The sequence below is a fragment of the Paraflavitalea devenefica genome, assembly GCF_011759375.1.
GTDB lineage: Bacteria > Bacteroidota > Bacteroidia > Chitinophagales > Chitinophagaceae > Paraflavitalea > Paraflavitalea devenefica.
Genome location: NZ_JAARML010000002.1, coordinates 155,788 through 173,132 on the forward strand (window position 1 = coordinate 155,788; position 17,345 = coordinate 173,132).

Genomic DNA, 17,345 nt, shown 5'->3' on the forward strand with positions numbered 1-17,345 from the left:
TCAACAACCAATAATAAACTGTTATGAAAAAATATATATGCCTCCTGGTATTTACAGTGATGTTGGTAACCTCCTGTAAGAAATTTGGCGACATCAATACAGACCCTACCAAATCTTCCAACCTTGATCCCGCTATTCAACTGGGTTATGTACAGCAGAAGTTCTCCGGAGATCTGAATGTACAGGAAAGACTGGGCGTAATACTTACGATGCCGTTGGTAGGACATATCGGCGGTGCATGGGTCAATCAATACGGCCAGTTCTATGTAAAGCAGGAACGCTATGCCTCCCTCTTGTGGGAAGATAATTATGTGAACGAGATCAAGAACATATTGGATGCCGAAGAGCGCAGCCGCAACAATAACACCGCGAAGAACCTCAATGGTATGTGCCGTGTAATGAAGGTGTACCTGTTTGCCCGCCTCACCGATCTGTATGGCGACATTCCTTATGCAGAAGCATCCGCCGCTTATTCAAAGGGAAAATCTTCTCCCCGGTATGATAAGCAGGAAGACATTTACAATGATTTTTTCAAACAACTGGATACCGCCGTTATCAAATTCAGCGAGGGGCAGGACCTGGTGAGCAACGACGCATTTTACCAGGGCAAAGTGGCCAAATGGAGAAAGTTCACCGCTTCCCTCCGCCTGCGCCTCGCTTTACGCCTGGCAAAACGGAACCCGGCTAAAGCAAAAGAAGAAGTGCAGAAGGCGTACAATGCAGGCGTAATGGATACACAGGATGATAACTGTCTGCTGCGGCATGATAATGTGCAGAATGATTACAGTGATCTTCGCGGCAATGGCTTATCCGCAGCCCTCAACCAGGGAGACCTCATTGGCTATAGAATGACCAGCACCTTTATTACCCACCTTCAAAACACCAACGACCCACGCCTCTATGTGATGGCGCGTAATTACCTCGACAAGCCATTCAAGCCTTTTGAGCGCGTTGATATTACAGAACAGGTAAAAGCACAGGTAGGTTCTTTTGGCGTACGGCCTGCTGACTTTATCTGGGACAACTGGCAAAACACCATTTATATCAATACACCCGATGCGCAGGGCGTACCGGTTTCCAATAACGAACAGTTTATACAGGTATCTAATTTCCTGATAGCGTCCAATGCGCCCTTTCTTCATTTGGGCTACGCGGAAACCGAACTATTGCTGGCAGATGCGTCAGTAAGGTTCAACATACAGTTGGGCGTAACAGCCGAAGAGCATTACAAAAATGGCCTGACTGCAGCTTGTCGCCAGTTGAGCATCTACCCCAATGCCCCCGCGATCAGCGACGACGCCATCACCCAATTCATAGCTGATAATGCCCTGCAGCCAGGTAAAGAGCTGCAGCAGATCAATACACAATTATGGATCGTCTATTTTATGAATGGCCCTGAAGCCTATGCCAACGTGCGGAGAAGCGGATTTCCTGTGCTGCCATCCGGATTCAAAAGTGGTTACTCTGATGCCCCCCAGATGCCGAGGCGTATGGAATATCCCATCTCCGAAAAATCACTCAATGCCACCAATGCCGGTGAAGCCATTACCCGCATGGGTGGTAAAGACGACTGGAGCAACAGGGTTTGGTGGGATATGCCATAAGTAATGAAGGCGACCCCCTCTGATAATAGTTCACATTTTTGAACATCATCAATCACAATAGTATGCGCATCATCAATAAAAAACTGCTGCCTTTTTTCACTCGGACCATTTTTGTGATCGTATGCATCACCTTGTTGCATGCCTGTAAAAAGAACATTGCAGATGATCCTGAATTTGGCGAGGGGGATTATCCAAGGATCTTTTATGCCCAGGGTAATTTTCCCCAGGCGATCATCATAGATCAGGATGATACGGCAAAATATGGTGGTATTACCTATTCTCCAGCCGGCAAAGTAAAGATCAGTTGGAAAGTAAATGACCAGGTAAAATCAACCGATACCAGTTTTGCCTTTGTGCCAACAGCGGGCGGAGAATACAATATAAAGCTGGAAGTGGAACACAATGGCCTGGTGTCTACCCGCAGCTCGCAGGTGGTGGTAAAGCCGGCGGCTTATACCCGTAAGCATTTCAATAAAGTGGTCATGGGTTATTTAAGTTATGACGGCCTGGGTACCGACGTAAAATGGCCTTTTATTACTCACCTCGCAGCGCAGATCGGTAGAATAAGTGCAGACGGAGCGCTGGATATTACCAGGGGCAATGCTAACCAGTTGACAGATGAACTGGTGGCCAGGGGGCATATCCGTGGTATACCTGTATTGCTTACCCTGTTTGGACGGCTTACGCCGGTGGATGGCTGGGCGCTCTATGAAAGTGATGATATGGGTACGGCGCTGCGTAATGCCACACTCCGGGGAGGGTTGGTAACACAGGTAAAAAACTACCTGGCAGCAACCAGGATGGACGGGGTGGATGTGATGATGACCGATTTCAATGGCTCACCCAATTATAGCGCCAACCTGGCGGCACTGGGTTTGTTTATTACAGAACTCAGGGCAGCCTTACCGGCCAATGCTATTATTACCATTACAGCAGGGACCGGATGGCAGCATTGGGAATATCCTGATCTTACGCCGCTTGACTGGGTGAATGTGCGGGCATTCGAAGACGGTACTCACGTTGGTCCGGGTGCACCCGTAGGACAAGCCTCTTCCCTCGACTATATGAAGACGGCCGCGGGTATATGGCAGCAGTTTCACCTGCCTGCAGAAAAGATCGTGGTGGGTCTTCCGGTATTTGGGTTAAGGTATAATGAGCTGGATGCAAATGGTAACTGCGCCAGTTGGGGCGCCTATGATTACGCCACCTACAAAAGTATATTGGCATTGGATGCGGCGGCCGATAACAAAGAATTTATCAACTCTTCAAAAGGCATCTACTACAACGGGGTGCCTTTAATTAAGGAGAAAGCCACCTTCATTAAAGGAAGTAATTACAAGGGTGTATATGGCTGGTACCTGGATGCCGACGCGGCCGATAGCACCAAATCATTATTCCGTGCCGCTTTCAGGGCATTGAATTAAACACATGGCCCATGAAGAATAATCCATGAGACAGGCATATATAGTAAAAATATTTTTTATTATTAAATCTCACTGTTTACCTCGCACGTAAGTTGTTAAAACTTTTATATGCAGATAATCAGGAGTATTCAGAACAGGATTTATGAAGTACGAGGTGAGCGGGTAATGCTGGACAGGGATCTGGCAGCCTTATATGAAACTGAAACTAAAATTCTAAACCTTGCTGTTAAACGGAATATTCAACGGTTTCCACAAGACTTTATGTTTCAGCTTACTAAAGAAGAAACCGAATGTCTAAGGTTTCAATTTGAAACCTTAGACAACGATAAAAAGCCTTTGAGGTTGCAAATTGAAACCTCAAAGAGTGGCAGGGGGCAATACAGCAAATATTTGCCCTATGCCTTTACCGAGCAGGGAATAGCAATGTTAAGCGGTATCCTTAATTCAGATAAGGCCATAAACATGAACATTGCTATTATGAGAGCTTTTGTGGAAATAAGGCGTATAACATTGATGCAGAATGATTTAAGGGCCCAGTTTCATGAAATAAAACAGCGTCTGGGGGAGCACGATGTTCAACTGTCTGCCATTTATGATGCTATTGAAAACTTATTAGATGAAAAAGTAGAACAAAAGAAATGGGAAGACCGGCAACGAATAGGATTTAAGAAATAGCAACGGAAATGACCAATAGTGTAAAGCTACTCAGAGCCGATCCTTACCCCTGTGAAAACACAGCAATAGCCGCGATAATCAGCAACACAACCAGGATGGTCAACACCACCTTGGTGGCGGAAACTGGCTTCTTGCCATGGATCTTGCCGGTTTGGCCGTTGATCAGGAAGTGATACGTTTTATTTTTGTAGGCATAAGTACAGAGCCAGATAGGCAAAAGAATATGCTTATACGTTTGATCGGAATAGGAAGTACTTACCTCCAATCCTTTATAGGTATCAATACGGAGCAGGTCGGCGCAGGCATCATGAATAGCATCATTCATCATAGCCTCCGCTTTTTCATAACCCTCATTCACAGCAATATCATATACATCCGCCTTCCAGCCTGATAAATACTTTGCATCAAAATTCACCAGTTCCCCTAATTGATAAGGGAAAACGCTCTCGTATTCCTCTTGTGATAATTCTGTAGCGCCACCGATCAGGATGTCATCAAAGAAATGATCATAGGTACCGGTGCGGTAGATCCAATCCGTTTTCTGCACCCGCCTTGACTGACGGTTGCCCTGTGCATCGGTATAATATTCTGTTTCGTAATAATAGCGTCCACCATAACCGCTCCACTCACTGTGGGTTTGCGCATCATAGGTCCAGAAGGGAAGATAAATGCCATGTAGGGCATCATGCCGGGCAAACTGCTGCAGGTCGCCGGGCGCCCACCAGCCTTTCCCGAGCCAGGTTTTGAAGATGTCAAGGGAATGCTGCCGGTCTACCACAAAAGGGACCATGCCCGATGGCTGTATAATCCGGGTCTTATAGGCCACGGGATTCACCGCCTCATAATTGCAAAAACTACAGGTAAAGGTGGGCATTTCGGTAGTAAACACGGATTGGGAACCACAGCGGCCGCACTTATATACCAGTTGCTCTACAGTAACCGTAGTATCTGTAGCGCCGGCAAATTGTTGCCGCAGGTTATTTTCCTTGATCAGGTCTGTTGCTTTATCAATAGCTACTTTGGTGCCGCAGTGTTCGCACTCCAGTTGTTGTGCCCGGGGATTGAAATACAATTGTGAGTTACAGCCGGGACAGGGAAAAAGTAAAAGGGGTTCTTGTGTCGATGTTTCCATGAATAGTGTTATCGTATCAATCCAGGATTAAATCCTCGCAAACCGTATTCAAATCAATGTAATCGGTGTTCAAATCTGCGTAATCTGCATTCAAGTCTGTGTAATCTGCGTTACAGCTTGCCCAGTATCTCTGCTTTCTTTTGGTTGAATTCATCTTCAGTTAAAACACCCTGGGCTTTTAATTCGCCCAATTGCTTCAGCAGGTCTACCAGCTTTTGCTTTTCATTGGGATCAGTAACGGGCGTATTATTGCTCTGTTGCTGTTGTGGCTGTAACAGGTTGGTTAAAATAACGCCTGCGCCAATACCTGCCGTGCTGGCTGCGCCGGGATTGTTTGACAGGTTTTCGATAGCGATGCCACCCTGCATTTGGTTGAACTGGTTCAGCTTGTCGCTCAGCATATTCAACTGGGTGGTCTTGTCCAGCATCTTCTCCACTTCTTCGGGCAGGGTTACATTCTCTATATAGAACTTACCCAGCTCAATGCCCCAGGTATCAAACTCTTTCTGGAAAACAGGTTTTAACTTCTCACCGATCTCGGTGAAGTTGGCAGCCAGGTCAAGTACCGAAATACCAGCTTCTGCCAGGCCTTCGGCCAGTTTGCTGACAATCGTATTCCTTAACTGTTCGCTTACGTCATCGATCCGTACCCAGGGGTTGGTGCCGGCAAACTCCTTAATAAACTTTTTGGGATCAATGATCCGCATGGTGTACGTACCAAAAGAACGCAGGCGCACCTGCTTAAACTCAGGATCACGTACAATGACAGGGTTGGAGGTGCCCCATTTCAGGTTGGTAAACTGTTTGGTGCTTACGTAGAAAATATCCACCTTGAAAGGCGAATTAAACAGGTATTTCCACGACTTCAGCGTAGTGGTGATGGGCATGTTCTGTGTGGTCAGTTCATGTCGGCCGGGAATATATACATCGCCAAACTCTCCTTCATTCATCAATACGGCTACCTGCGATTCGCGTACGGTGAGCTGTGCGCCATTCATGATCTTGTTACCCTTGTCAGGAAACTTGTAAATAACGGTGTCATTGGTATCATCTACCCATTCAATGACCTCAATAAACTCGTTCCTGATAAAATCAAACAGTCCCATAAAAAGTTGTTTTATACCGTGAAAGGTAAAATAATTTATACAGTTAGTAGCGGGGCGGAGGGAAAAATTACAGGAAAAGAGGAGGTATTATAAATTATTGATTGGCAAGGCTATTTCTCACTCCCCACTTACCACTAATATAGCGTTTCCCGCTGGCTGCTCATCCGTTAACCCAAATCCCGCATCCGTTAAGCGTCTATTGAACCAGCTTACCGCCCATACTAATTTCGGGGCTCCTTAAAACACCATTAGTATGAAAAAATTATACGTAGTATGTTTCGCGATGCTGCTGGGCTTTATCCACTGTACAGCTCAAGGCATTTACCAGTTCTGGGGCATCGCCGAAGAAGGCGGCTCTGATAACCAGGGTGTCCTGTTCTCTTCCAAATACGATGGCACCGGCGTAAGAACGCACAATGCGTTTGAGATAGAAACGCCAGGGGCTTCCCCGTCGCGCAATGGACTGGTATACTGCAATGGCCGGTTATATGGGGTAACACCCGAAGCTGGTCAGCTCAATATGGGATTGATCTATGAATACAACCCTGCTACCAATACCTATACTAAAAAGGTTGACTTCTACAGCATCGGTGGCCGCTACCCGCAGGGAAGCATGGTGGTATTTCAAAACCGGTTGTATGGTGTTGTAAGTGCCGGCGTCGCTAATAATGGCTATGGCATGTTGTATGAATATGATCCCGCTACCAACAGCCTGACGGTAAAGCATTATTTCCAGGATGGCAACGGTGAAAATCCCGCTGCAGGACTTGTGTTATACAACAATAAACTATATGGTACCGGCGGAGGAGCAGACGGCGAGATATTTTCTTATGACCCGGTGAATAACGTGTATGCAAAGCTGGCAGAATTGAACAGTACGGTGGGACATAGTGTACACAGCCCATTGTTGCCTTATAATAACCGGTTGTATGGTGTGGGTTTCGGTGGAGGATTGCTGGACGACGGTACTCTATTCGAGTTCAATCCCGTTACCAACACCGTGGTTAAAAAGGCAGATATGAATACAATAGACGCGGAGGGGCCGATGGGCGGACTGGTACTATTCAACAACAAACTATACGGTGGTACCCGGGCAAAAGGCGCCAATGGTGACGGTGTGATCTATGAATACAATCCGGCACAAAATACCCTCGTTAAAAAGATCGACCTTTCGGAAACGAACGGCTCGACCATCAGTACAGAAATGCTCTTGTACAATAACAAGCTTTACGGTGTTACGCTGCTTGGTGGTTCAAGTAGCGAGGGTGTCCTTTTTGAATATGATCCTGCTACCAATACTTACCTCAAAAAGGTCAACTTCAGTGGCCTTTCTATGGGTAAATATCCTCATGCCACACTGGTATTGCTGAATGATAAATTCTACGGCGTTACGAATCAAGGCGGGTTGAGGGGTTTCGGCACTTTGTTTGAATACAACCCGGCTGCCAATGGAATTATCAAAAAGAAAGACTTTAAGGTGGTCAATGACGGATATGAGCCGCTGGGCAAGCTCACCTATTACAGCGGTAAGCTGTATGGCATTACAGCGAAGGGAGGGGCCAATGATTGGGGAACTATCTTCTCTTATGACCTGGCCACCGGCACCTACGTGGTAAGGTATAATATGGCAGAAGCTACTGGTCGTATCGACAACCAGGGAGGGATGCTGTTGTACAATAATAAATTATATGGTGTTACCAGGTACGGTAATGGCGGTGACGGCGTATTGTATGAATTTGATCCATTGAACGACAATTATACCGTGAAGCATTATTTCAGCGAAGCTACCGGCAAGCAACCGACAGGTGTACCGGTATTCTACAACAATAAGCTGTATGGTACTACCACCCTTGGTGGGAGTAATGGTGCGGGCGTGTTGTATGAATATGATCCTGCTACCAATACGTATACTGTGCGGGTTCACTTCGGTGGTTCCTTTGGCAGGATTCCTGAGGCCACACTTACCCTACACAATGGGAGACTATATGGTACCTGCAATGCAGGAGGTACTAATGACAAGGGTACTTTGTTTGAGTACATACCGGCAGGTAATGGTTTTATCAAAAGGTTTGATTTTTCAACTGAGACTGGCTGGAGACCTTCGGGTACCATAGCAGTGTTCAATAATAAATTGTATGGTACAACGGTCTATGAGGGCGGCGCAGGGGTAGATGGTGTGTTGTATGAATACGACCTGGCTACCAATGCCTATACCCAAAAGCATCAATTCAAGATGCCTGGTGGCATTTCTCCGAATGGTGGTACGATACTGCACAATAACAAACTATATGGCGTAGCCAGTAATGGCGCCAGCCAGATATACGGGGGTGCCTTGTATGAGTACAACCCAGCTCTTAATACCTATAACGAGCAAACCATTTTTACTTCCCTCAATGGGTACAGGCCCACTACCACACATCTTATCACAGTGCCCGCGCTGGTAGCGCCTGGCACACCCGGCTCCTGCAGTAATATTGGTATTACGCCTATTACTGCGGCTAATGCCGGCCAGTGGGTACCCTTTACGGATGAAGGCGGCAACGCCGTCCTGGAGATCAATGCCAATGGCAATGTGCTGGGCAATGTGACTGTGCAGTTCTATACACACAACGGCGCTACCCGCAAAGATGCGGCCGGCCGCTTTTACCTCGACCGCAATATTACCATCACGGTCGACAATCAGCCGGTTACACCTGTAAGCATTCGCTTTTACATCCGTAAAACAGAATTTGAATCACTCAAAAATACGGCAGGCTCCGGCATCCTCAATGTGAGCGATATTACTCCCTTCAAAAGCAGCGCAGCCTGTTCCAACAGTGTAGGGGGCACGGCCCTGCCGCTTACCTCAGGCGCTACTACCTGGGGATTGGATTATGTGTATACAGCGCAGGTAAGTTCTTTCTCTACTTTTTATTTTGCCAGCAAGGCCTACTCGGCCCTACCCGTGAAGCTGGAATATTTTAAAGGTGTGGCAGAAGCTACGGCCAACAGGTTGCACTGGAATGCCTCCTGCACCGAAAACACTGATTTTATTGTAGAGCGCAGCACAGATGGTGTTCACTTCAGCCAGATAGGCATTGTATTGGCTACTGTAACCGACTGCGGCAAGCCTTTTCAGTTTCCCGATCAACACCCTGTGCCTGGTAAAACGTACTACCGCCTGCAAATGAAGGAAAGTAACGGCGCCATTACTTATTCGTCAATTATTACCCTGGAACGGGAACAAGGCCAGGCATTAAGTATACAATTGACACTTAATCCTGTAGCGGGCCCCGACGCTATATTTACCGTTTATTCCCCCGGCAGTAAAACAATTCCTATAGCTATTTATGATGCAACAGGCAGACTGATGATGCGTGCACAGTGGCAGGTTCAGCCAGGCAGCCAGGTAAGGCGGATTAATATGCAGCAAGCGCCGGCAGGCATATACCATGTTGTATTTCAGGGCACTGAAAAAGTGCAACCGGTACGGTTGATGCGCCAATAAGGCGGAAAGCTTCCTCATACCTGAAGGTTCCGTTTGCGTCGCAGGCAAAACCTGTCAGGTATGTTTCCGGTGAGTATATTTTACGGGATTGTCGTTGTTGTTTTCACGGGGGATGTTACCGGAGAATTAACGGGATTTTATATATATGTTATCAGATTGATTCCTGATCAATTTGTTTGTCGTAATTTTCAGGTTCATAACGCTTATCCCTATGAGCCTGATCACAAATAACGAAGTGAATAAATTCCTGGAAGTAGCCGCCACAGAAACTTCTACCCGCATGAAAGCAATAGCAGAAGTTAGAAAGGCACATCATGATTTTCACAGCCTCTATAAATTTGTAAGCAGCCAATACAACGATAATATACCTCCCGATGTATTGCAAATGCTGCAGGAGGAAGCCCACTATTTTGCTGCCAAATACAATTCCAATCCCGGCAAAAAATAGATTCGGCCTAACGGCCCATCGCATGACCGATGGCTTCAACACCTTGTGGAAAAAGGTGCTATAGTCAACATAACCTTACTTAATAATATGCAGCAGCCCCGCCTATACCAGGCGGGGCTTTTAGCTTATGGAGCCTTATTGATTACAATAGGATACAGCATAGATACAGCATATATCCAGCATAAGTACAACATAGATGCAGCTTCCCTATATAAATATGCTGCATCTATGCTGAAAAAGCGCTTAAAATATATTTGCTTTATATTTAAATTATTAATTATAGTTATATTTGGATAAGCTATGGCTTACCTATAGGTAGGCTGTCCTATAACCTTTAAATTTTATTACTATGGGAACAATTGATGGCGGCCTCGGAGAGGGGCTGCGCGGGAAATTTGACGGTCTTTCCTTCTACAAAATGAGGGGTGTGGATAAGACCATTGTCCGTAAAAGTGGCGGTCACTCCAAAGATAAAATTAAATATGATCCTGATCTTGACCAATTCCGGCGGGCAGGATCTGAATTTGGCGGCAGGGCTACGACAGCCAAATTCATTATGGGGGCGCTCTATTATCACAAGCCCCTGGCCGATTACAATATTGCAGGGCCATTGATCGCTTTGCTGAAGCCTGTGCAGGAGCGCGACCTGGTGAGTGAACTGGGAGCGCGCAATGTCTACCTCTCTGCCAATACTCATTACCTGAAAGGTTTTTCGCTCAACCGTCAACATCCTTTCGACTCTGTGATCAGGTACCCCGTGACGGGTACATTAAACAGGGAAGAGCTGAATGCCAGTGTGCAATTTCCGGAACTGATACCCCAGGTCAATTTCATTCCTCCTGTGACCCTTCCTTATTATTCTCTTCGGATAGGCCTTGGTGTCGTACCTGATATTGTACGTGACCCCAAACGCTATGTACCGGTTCACCCGGATTATTCGTCCATCTGCGCTGTTTATGCAGACACAGCCTGGCTTCCCCTGCTACAGGGGGCAGAAGCGAGGGAGGTAAAGATTCAATATGATCTGCGCCCGCCCGATAATAACTTTACACTGGTACTCACCGTGGGCATTCGCTATGGTATAGTAAAAGATATAAACCAGATCAGACAGGCTCCTTATGTGGGCAGCGCCAAAGTGCTGGAAGTGGGATAAGGTATTTCACGATTTGTCGCTCTTGTATAAACGAGGTACATTTATCTGTATGAAGCTGATAAAAGTACTGGCCTTGTTCATTGCCGCAAACATCAGTTGCATTGCACCTGCTCTTAGTCAGCCAACTAAGTCATCGCTGGCAATGACGGTATTGTTTGATCCGGAAATGGTACTGATCGGCGGGAAGCCCACTGTTTATTATGAACTTCATCTCACCAGCCAGACCAGCGATTCCCTGTTCCTGCAAAAACTCGATGTATTTACAGCCGATGGTGCTTTGGTAATGTCGGTTGATAAAAATGAATTCGCGAAAAAGTATGGCAGGAAAAAGGAAATACAGGGCGAACAGCAGTGCCTCCTTCTGCCCGGGGCAACAGGTATTATTTACATGGAGGTCATTTTGCCTGGTAATAAACCGGTTGGACTTAAGCACCGGCTTGTGTATGAAACATTGCATAAAAATACAACCTGGCCTGGATCTGTTGCAGGGGCCGTAATAAGCGATGTTCAGCAAACTCCCGTAATAGTGGGACCGCCGGTAGGAGGAGGTGCATGGGCTGCGGTGTATGATCCATCGTGGGAGCGCGGGCACCGCAGAGTTGTGTATGCTCCTGATGGTAAACAAAGAATACCCGGGCGCTTTGCCATCGACTTTATACTGCTCGACACGCTGGGCCGGTCTGCAGCCGGGGATAAAAACGAAATAAAGAACTGGTACGGGTATGGAGTCCCTATAATAGCAGTAGCAGATGGAGTAGTGGCCTCCACCCGGGATGATTTTCCGGAGAGTGCTACCTTATCCGGGCATCCGGCTTATCCTTCCGATAAAGCAACGGGCAATTACGTTTCAATAGACATCGGCAACGGCCGCATCGTATTTTATGAGCACCTGAAGCCGGGTAGCATTACCGTGAAAGCAGGGCAGGCGGTAAAAAAAGGAGAAGTGGTAGCTACGCTTGGCTTTACCGGCCAAACCACGGGGCCGCATCTTCACTTTCATATTGCCAATGCCAATTCCCCATTGGGCGCAGAAGGGATTCCCTTTGCCTTTGAGCGGTTTACCCTGCTGGGTAACTATCCCGATTTTAGTCAATTCGGAAAAGCGCCCTGGACGCCTGTATCACCCATTATAATAACCGGTGAGCGTCCTGCGCCCAATACCGTGATCAGGTTTGAGCGTTGAATGGTTGATTATTAATCGGGGGCGCTGGTTCAAGTCCAACAAGGGGAAGTAAACAGGCTCCCGCCCCCACAAACGCCACGGGTCGAAAAACGGATCATCCTTCAGTAGCTGAATGGATGCCATACGCACATGCTGTAAGATTTGCGAAACATGGCTAAGCTGATCCGTAGGCTTTGCCAAGATGATGGGAATGTCCCACATAACGTTATCACAGACTTTCGCCGCTTTGAGATCGTCTTCGGTGAACATTTTCGCCTGGAACATAATCAAGGCTCCGTATTTGTCGGCGGCTCCGACAACTTGTTCTTTTGTGACTGTTCTTTCGTTCATGGTATGTCAGTTAAGGTTTAATCGTCGTGCTGCGCTTCCAAGTTTCGTACACGGTCGAGGCGTGCCATTTGCAACCTTCATGAAATGATCCAATACGCTCCTTGTTCCATTTTTTCGCAATTTTCTCATAGCTATACCCTTCGTCATGCAATGCCTGAATGATTGGCCCTTTCTCCTGGGCGAATGCGTTGGCTAATGCTATGTTCTTCGCCGCTTGGATTTTGCCATACTTTCCTAATTCAACTCCTTTCGCGCTGGCCTCCCGTAAGCCATCCTTTGTCCGCCTACTAATATCTTCCCGTTCTTCTTGTACCCTGATGGCTTCCTTTAAATTTTCAAGCTCCGTGGCATAAGGTTTATCCGCTGCGATGAATGGAATTTTCTTTATCATCATGTCAGCGACAAGCAATGCATACCGTGACAAACGGCTCATGGTTGAAAAGATCAGTGTTGCGCCGATCCGCTTACAATAACGTATTGCCTTTCTAAGCTCCGGCCTGCGTACCTTTTTCCCGCTTTCCTTTTCGTAATAGGATTTTATGGCCGTCATGCCGGAAACTTTCAGGAAGTTTTCAACAAACCGCTTTTGAGCCTCCATGCCGTATATCTGGCTTTCGCGTGAAACTCTGAAATACAACACTGCCTTTTTCATGACGTAAATTCATTTTACGCTTCGGCAGTAAACGAACGATTATTTTTGAATAAATTTTTCAATTCGGCAGTAACGGAACGGTTGATATGATGGTGTTTTCATGAGCTGGTAGAACTCAAATCATTCGTATACTAACGTTCATATACATACGAACCAAATTTATTTTCTCCTAACTTAGTGATGACATTCATTTATCCATTAAACCATCACTTATGATGACACCTAAAAAAGAGCCATATTTGACGCTCTTTGCACTCCATCCGCCAGACTGCGCCGTTGATAGTGAAACGTATGATCCCATTGCTGTCTTTGAAGAATTGTTCGGTTATTACAATTTGGTTGATGTGCGAAACCATTTATATGAGATGTTCAAGATGGCATCCAGCCGACCGGACTTAGAAGAATGTTGTGACAGTGAAGACAACTTCTTCTTCACTTTTGAGTTCCTGAATGATGTAGTAACTGCTGCGTATATGATAGCCAGATCGAGGCATGACTCGAGCAACTTACTTCTTACTCAATAAACTTAGTGCTATGTATGTACATGATTGGGAATACAGAATAAAATGGTTCAAGGAAGTTAGCGGCGTTGGCCCCACAGATAACAAACCATTTGATATACTATACGATATATTCTGCCTGGATGGGTATGATCTGTATCAAATCCATGATGAAATCTACGGCATTCTGAAGCTGGCATTAGATGACGAAAACGTTTATGAGATCAAATCCCAACACCGGGTATTCGTCTATGAGATGCTGTGCGACATTACAACGGCAGCCTATTTGATTGCTAAAGATCATTTTTTAAGCAACCCTAAAAATCATGAAAGAAGCGCTGGAAAAAATCGCTCAAAAAATCGTCGAAAATTTATCCGAAAAACTGCCTGACCGTTTTTAGTCCGTGCCCTAATCTTAAAGCGGCTGTGAAGGAGTTTCCCAATTCTCCCAAACAGCCGCTTTTTCTATGGCGCCATTCATTTTTATTTTTTTAATGCGTCAGGGTTTTTGGGTATTTTTGCGCCTATCAATAATCTAAAACCTAAATCGTAGAAAAAAATGAAAAAGATTTTCATCAATTACATCCACACGGATAATGGCGTGGATCATGGTATTGCTGCATTGAATAAGACAGTTATTGAGAACATGCCGATCGTCTTTTCTCCGACGGTCGAAAACAACTTGAAAGTCATTATCTCGAATAACCCAGGGCAGAGCTTCTACTCCTTTACGCGTTTCTGCCAGTATGTAATGTACTTTCAATACCAGCCAGGGTTAGGAATTACGCTGAAATTCTCCGACTTCAAGAATGATATTGATCTCGCCCTCGATGAATATTCCACTTTAGGCGGCAAGCAATGGAAAAAGGAAGACCGCGATAAGATCATGAAGATTTTCGAAGACATTCGGAATAACCCTACCGAACTGGCCGAATTTGTGATTAAAGACCCAGTGGCTGCATAGCGATTCCGTCACTCTGTCATGTCGGGTAAATCTGCAAAAGCCTGTAAATCATCGATCAATTTATTCAATGCTTGTCTACTTGGGGGAAGCGAGTAAAGGCAGACAGTCAACTATTCCTTCTTAAACTTTTTAGGCGATACACCGATCGTATTCTTAAATACCCGCGAAAAGTGATATTGGTCATCATAGCCCAGGCTATGGGCGATGGTCTTTATATTATGCTGGCCATCCATGAGCAACTGGCAGGCCCTTTGCATTTTGAAGGAAGTGAAAAGATGAATGGGAGAGTACTTCATCCTGTTCCTGAAAACAGCGGATAAATGACTGGCTGATAAATTAACGGCTTTGCTCAGGTCTTCCAGCCGCAGGCTTTTGTGCAGGTTCTGTTTCATATAGGCAATACACTGCTGTATCAGGTCATTTTCATTGATGGAGATCTTCATTTCCGATACCTGGAAGGAAGAAAGGAAAGCATACAGGCAGCTATTGCTGTAAATGATGTTGTCATTATTATTCATCAGCTCCAGGTGTTGCAGGATATCTTCAAACAACATCAGCCTGGTGGCATTGGCAATGGCAACAGCCGGCGCCTGTGCCTGTGAGCCGGTTAACAGCTTGTGGTAAAACCCTGCCACCTTCCCCGTAAAATGCACCCAGTAAATGCTCCACGGATTGTCAACATCAGCTCCGTATTGATGGCCCACACCAGCCGGTATAATAAAGAACTGGTTGGCCCCCACCTGGTGTGTTTTATTATGGAGCGTGTACCATCCCTTGCCGCTTACGCAGTAGATCAGGATATACTGGGCACAGCCGTTTTTCCTTTCGCGGTTGTGCAGCGCCGCTGTAGGATAAAAGCCAATGTCCGTAATGTAGAGTTGCTGACAAAAAGGGTGTTTGGCGCAAAAGTTCCTTTTGGCATGGGTGAGGATGCAGGCTTTCTGCCCTTCAAAGCCTTCTTTTTTCCTGATGGTACCGGCAACAGGTTTCGTAATTTTATCCATGTAAATCCTCTTTAGGGAAGCAAACAAAAAGGGATACCGACTATTTAATTTTATAAATTTCGTAATAATATCCATCATTTGCATCTTTTTTTCCATTGTCCTTTGTATTTAATAAACTCATTTTTGTTATAACAACTGCTTGCTACCATGGAAATGACACGATACGCGTTTAAGCACGGATATATTCTGGCCATCTCTTTTATCTCGGCATTGGGTGGTTACTTATTTGGTTTTGACTTTGCCGTTATTTCCGGCGCACTTCCATTTTTGAAAGAGCAGTTTTCCTTTAATGAATACTGGGAAGGTTTTGCCACAGCATCACTGGCATTGGGCTGTGTGATCGGTTGCCTCGTGGCAGGAACGGCGGCGGATAAATATGGCCGCCGGCCAGGGCTCATGATCGCTGCGGCTATCTTCTTCGTTTCCTCACTGGCCATGGCCTTTTCAGCTACGCGGGGTTTATTCATTGGCGCCCGCCTGATGGCCGGCATTGGGGTAGGAATGGCATCTATGCTGTCGCCGCTTTATATCGCAGAGATTGCGCCTGCAAAGATCCGGGGAAGAATGGTGGCCATCAATCAACTGACCATTGTAATAGGTATCCTCATCACCAACCTGGTCAATTATTCACTCCGCAATGAGGGGGTGGATGCCTGGCGGTGGATGGTAGGACTTGGCGCGGTGCCTTCCCTGTTGTTCCTGGTGGGCGTAGCCTGGCTGCCGGAGAGTCCCCGCTGGTTATTGACCATGGGTCTTCACAAAAAGGCGGAAGGGATATTAACAAAGATAGGCGGCCCTGATTATGCAAAAGATACGGTAGCGGCTATTGCCAATACGGTGAAAAGCATTACGAAAGTGAATTATGCTTCTGTATTTGAGAAATCAGTATTGCCTGCTGTGATCATAGGAATTGGACTGGCAGTGTTCCAGCAATTCTGCGGCATCAATGTGGTATTCAATTTTGCCACTACCATTTTTGAAAGTGTTGGCTTCAGCCAGGATGACCAGTTAAAGCAAACGGTTTTTGTGGGACTGATCAACCTCGTTTTCACCTTCCTGGCCATGTGGCAGGTGGACAAGATCGGCAGGAAACCGTTGATGTTGTTTGGCGCCGGGGCGCTGGCCCTACTATACCTCATCAGTGCCTTTTTATTGCAGCAAAAATCGCCTGCGGCCGCATGGCCCCTGCTGGCAGCTATTGCCACCTATGCCATGTCGCTGGCGCCTGTAACCTGGGTATTGATATCAGAAATATTTCCCGATAAAGTAAGAGGCGTGGCCACCTCTGTGGCGGTTATTTCTTTATGGCTCTCTTACGCATTACTGGTATTTACTTTTCCCATACTGGCCAGGAATATGGGCGCCTTCACGCCCTTCTATATCTATGCAGGTATTTGCGTAGTGGGTTTTTGGTTCGTATGGCGCAAGATCAGGGAAACAAAAGGCAAATCACTGGAAGACCTGGAAAATATATTTACGGGACATTAGAGGTGCGCCAGCGGTTGTGCACCTACGGCGCACAATTGTTGTTAATGAATAATTCTACAAAGCGATAGCCCCGCTGGGGCTAAGCAGCAGGGTATTCCCTGCTCCGTAGGAGCAAAAGCTTTGTAGAAACGATCGTTGTATCGTAATGGGCGGACCCGTCAGGGGACGCACCAAAAGATTTCGACAAACATTCAA

16 protein-coding genes are annotated in these 17,345 nt (G+C 46.2%); 11 read left to right on the forward strand and 5 right to left on the reverse strand.

From position 1 onward, the window contains the following. Positions 1-23 precede the first annotated feature (23 nt). The 3 genes from HB364_RS10235 (at position 24) to HB364_RS10245 (ending at position 3,703) form a co-directional block, all read left to right on the forward strand. Entirely contained in the window at positions 24-1,604 is a 1,581-nt protein-coding gene (locus HB364_RS10235) for a SusD/RagB family nutrient-binding outer membrane lipoprotein (protein WP_167287892.1), read from the forward strand. A 62-nt stretch (positions 1,605-1,666) separates the two neighbouring features. Further along, positions 1,667-3,028, forward strand: coding sequence for a glycosyl hydrolase family 18 protein (locus HB364_RS10240; RefSeq protein ID WP_167287893.1), 1,362 nt, complete (start codon positions 1,667-1,669; stop codon positions 3,026-3,028). Positions 3,029-3,136: 108 nt separating this feature from the next. Then, positions 3,137-3,703 carry an ORF6N domain-containing protein gene (locus HB364_RS10245; protein WP_167287894.1) on the forward strand — a complete coding sequence of 189 codons (567 nt, stop codon included), beginning with the start codon at positions 3,137-3,139 and terminating at the stop codon, positions 3,701-3,703. A 43-nt stretch (positions 3,704-3,746) separates the two neighbouring features. Here the strand turns inward: HB364_RS10245 and HB364_RS10250 are convergent, their stop codons facing one another. Together HB364_RS10250 and HB364_RS10255 are read right to left on the reverse strand one after the other, a co-directional pair. Beyond that, the gene (locus tag HB364_RS10250) at positions 3,747-4,835 is read right to left on the reverse strand and encodes a hypothetical protein (protein ID WP_167287895.1); all 1,089 of its coding nucleotides are present in this window, start codon (positions 4,833-4,835) and stop codon (positions 3,747-3,749) included. Between the two features lie 110 nt (positions 4,836-4,945). Next, positions 4,946-5,941, reverse strand: a complete 996-nt coding sequence (locus tag HB364_RS10255; RefSeq protein ID WP_167287896.1) for an SPFH domain-containing protein — start codon at positions 5,939-5,941, stop codon at positions 4,946-4,948. Positions 5,942-6,194: 253 nt separating this feature from the next. Here HB364_RS10255 and HB364_RS10260 point away from each other — a divergent pair, with 253 nt between their 5' ends. The 4 genes from HB364_RS10260 (at position 6,195) to HB364_RS10275 (ending at position 12,212) form a co-directional block, all read left to right on the forward strand. Continuing rightward, a complete protein-coding gene (locus tag HB364_RS10260; protein ID WP_167287897.1) occupies positions 6,195-9,428 on the forward strand; it encodes a choice-of-anchor tandem repeat GloVer-containing protein in 3,234 nt (1,077 codons plus the stop codon). A gap of 211 nt (positions 9,429-9,639) precedes the next feature. Further along, positions 9,640-9,876 (forward strand): hypothetical protein, encoded by a 237-nt coding sequence (locus HB364_RS10265; protein ID WP_167287898.1) that lies wholly within the window; start codon positions 9,640-9,642, stop codon positions 9,874-9,876. A 349-nt stretch (positions 9,877-10,225) separates the two neighbouring features. Continuing rightward, positions 10,226-11,029: a hypothetical protein gene (locus HB364_RS10270; protein ID WP_167287899.1), complete on the forward strand. Its 804-nt coding sequence runs from the start codon at positions 10,226-10,228 to the stop codon at positions 11,027-11,029. A gap of 49 nt (positions 11,030-11,078) precedes the next feature. Continuing rightward, positions 11,079-12,212 (forward strand): M23 family metallopeptidase, encoded by a 1,134-nt coding sequence (locus HB364_RS10275; protein ID WP_167287900.1) that lies wholly within the window; start codon positions 11,079-11,081, stop codon positions 12,210-12,212. Here the strand turns inward: HB364_RS10275 and HB364_RS10280 are convergent. Beyond that, positions 12,150-12,542, reverse strand: a complete 393-nt coding sequence (locus tag HB364_RS10280) for a hypothetical protein (RefSeq protein ID WP_167287901.1) — start codon at positions 12,540-12,542, stop codon at positions 12,150-12,152. The genes HB364_RS10275 and HB364_RS10280 overlap by 63 nt on opposite strands. A gap of 10 nt (positions 12,543-12,552) precedes the next feature. Further along, positions 12,553-13,194: a recombinase family protein gene (locus HB364_RS10285; protein WP_167287902.1), complete on the reverse strand. Its 642-nt coding sequence runs from the start codon at positions 13,192-13,194 to the stop codon at positions 12,553-12,555. 212 nt (positions 13,195-13,406) lie between these two features. On the opposite strand from HB364_RS10285, the gene HB364_RS10290 reads away from it, so the two are divergent. The 3 genes from HB364_RS10290 (at position 13,407) to HB364_RS10300 (ending at position 14,658) form a co-directional block, all read left to right on the forward strand. After that, entirely contained in the window at positions 13,407-13,718 is a 312-nt protein-coding gene (locus HB364_RS10290; protein WP_167287903.1) for a hypothetical protein, read from the forward strand. Between the two features lie 10 nt (positions 13,719-13,728). Further along, positions 13,729-14,085 (forward strand): hypothetical protein, encoded by a 357-nt coding sequence (locus tag HB364_RS10295; protein WP_167287904.1) that lies wholly within the window; start codon positions 13,729-13,731, stop codon positions 14,083-14,085. A gap of 168 nt (positions 14,086-14,253) precedes the next feature. After that, positions 14,254-14,658 carry a hypothetical protein gene (locus HB364_RS10300; protein WP_167287905.1) on the forward strand — a complete coding sequence of 135 codons (405 nt, stop codon included), beginning with the start codon at positions 14,254-14,256 and terminating at the stop codon, positions 14,656-14,658. Positions 14,659-14,768: 110 nt separating this feature from the next. Here HB364_RS10300 and HB364_RS10305 read toward each other — a convergent pair whose 3' ends face one another. Beyond that, a complete protein-coding gene (locus HB364_RS10305; protein ID WP_167287906.1) occupies positions 14,769-15,662 on the reverse strand; it encodes an AraC family transcriptional regulator in 894 nt (297 codons plus the stop codon). A gap of 147 nt (positions 15,663-15,809) precedes the next feature. On the opposite strand from HB364_RS10305, the gene HB364_RS10310 reads away from it, so the two are divergent. Next, entirely contained in the window at positions 15,810-17,150 is a 1,341-nt protein-coding gene (locus tag HB364_RS10310) for a sugar porter family MFS transporter (protein WP_246228465.1), read from the forward strand. The last annotated feature ends 195 nt before the right edge of the window (positions 17,151-17,345 follow it).

Excerpts from the sequence above, each read along its gene's own strand:
- HB364_RS10310 (WP_246228465.1), top strand. The coding sequence starts at position 15,810 with ATGGAAATGACACGATACGCGTTTAAGCACGGATATATTCTGGCCATC.
- HB364_RS10265 (WP_167287898.1), top strand. The coding sequence starts at position 9,640 with ATGAGCCTGATCACAAATAACGAAGTGAATAAATTCCTGGAAGTAGCC.
- HB364_RS10270 (WP_167287899.1), top strand. The coding sequence starts at position 10,226 with ATGGGAACAATTGATGGCGGCCTCGGAGAGGGGCTGCGCGGGAAATTT.
- HB364_RS10250 (WP_167287895.1), bottom strand. The coding sequence starts at position 4,835 with ATGGAAACATCGACACAAGAACCCCTTTTACTTTTTCCCTGTCCCGGC.
- HB364_RS10285 (WP_167287902.1), bottom strand. The coding sequence starts at position 13,194 with ATGAAAAAGGCAGTGTTGTATTTCAGAGTTTCACGCGAAAGCCAGATA.
- HB364_RS10275 (WP_167287900.1), top strand. The coding sequence starts at position 11,079 with ATGAAGCTGATAAAAGTACTGGCCTTGTTCATTGCCGCAAACATCAGT.
- HB364_RS10280 (WP_167287901.1), bottom strand. The coding sequence starts at position 12,542 with ATGAACGAAAGAACAGTCACAAAAGAACAAGTTGTCGGAGCCGCCGAC.
- HB364_RS10300 (WP_167287905.1), top strand. The coding sequence starts at position 14,254 with ATGAAAAAGATTTTCATCAATTACATCCACACGGATAATGGCGTGGAT.
- HB364_RS10255 (WP_167287896.1), bottom strand. The coding sequence starts at position 5,941 with ATGGGACTGTTTGATTTTATCAGGAACGAGTTTATTGAGGTCATTGAA.
- HB364_RS10245 (WP_167287894.1), top strand. The coding sequence starts at position 3,137 with ATGCAGATAATCAGGAGTATTCAGAACAGGATTTATGAAGTACGAGGT.
- HB364_RS10260 (WP_167287897.1), top strand. The coding sequence starts at position 6,195 with ATGAAAAAATTATACGTAGTATGTTTCGCGATGCTGCTGGGCTTTATC.
- HB364_RS10305 (WP_167287906.1), bottom strand. The coding sequence starts at position 15,662 with ATGGATAAAATTACGAAACCTGTTGCCGGTACCATCAGGAAAAAAGAA.
- HB364_RS10240 (WP_167287893.1), top strand. The coding sequence starts at position 1,667 with ATGCGCATCATCAATAAAAAACTGCTGCCTTTTTTCACTCGGACCATT.
- HB364_RS10290 (WP_167287903.1), top strand. The coding sequence starts at position 13,407 with ATGATGACACCTAAAAAAGAGCCATATTTGACGCTCTTTGCACTCCAT.
- HB364_RS10235 (WP_167287892.1), top strand. The coding sequence starts at position 24 with ATGAAAAAATATATATGCCTCCTGGTATTTACAGTGATGTTGGTAACC.
- HB364_RS10295 (WP_167287904.1), top strand. The coding sequence starts at position 13,729 with ATGTATGTACATGATTGGGAATACAGAATAAAATGGTTCAAGGAAGTT.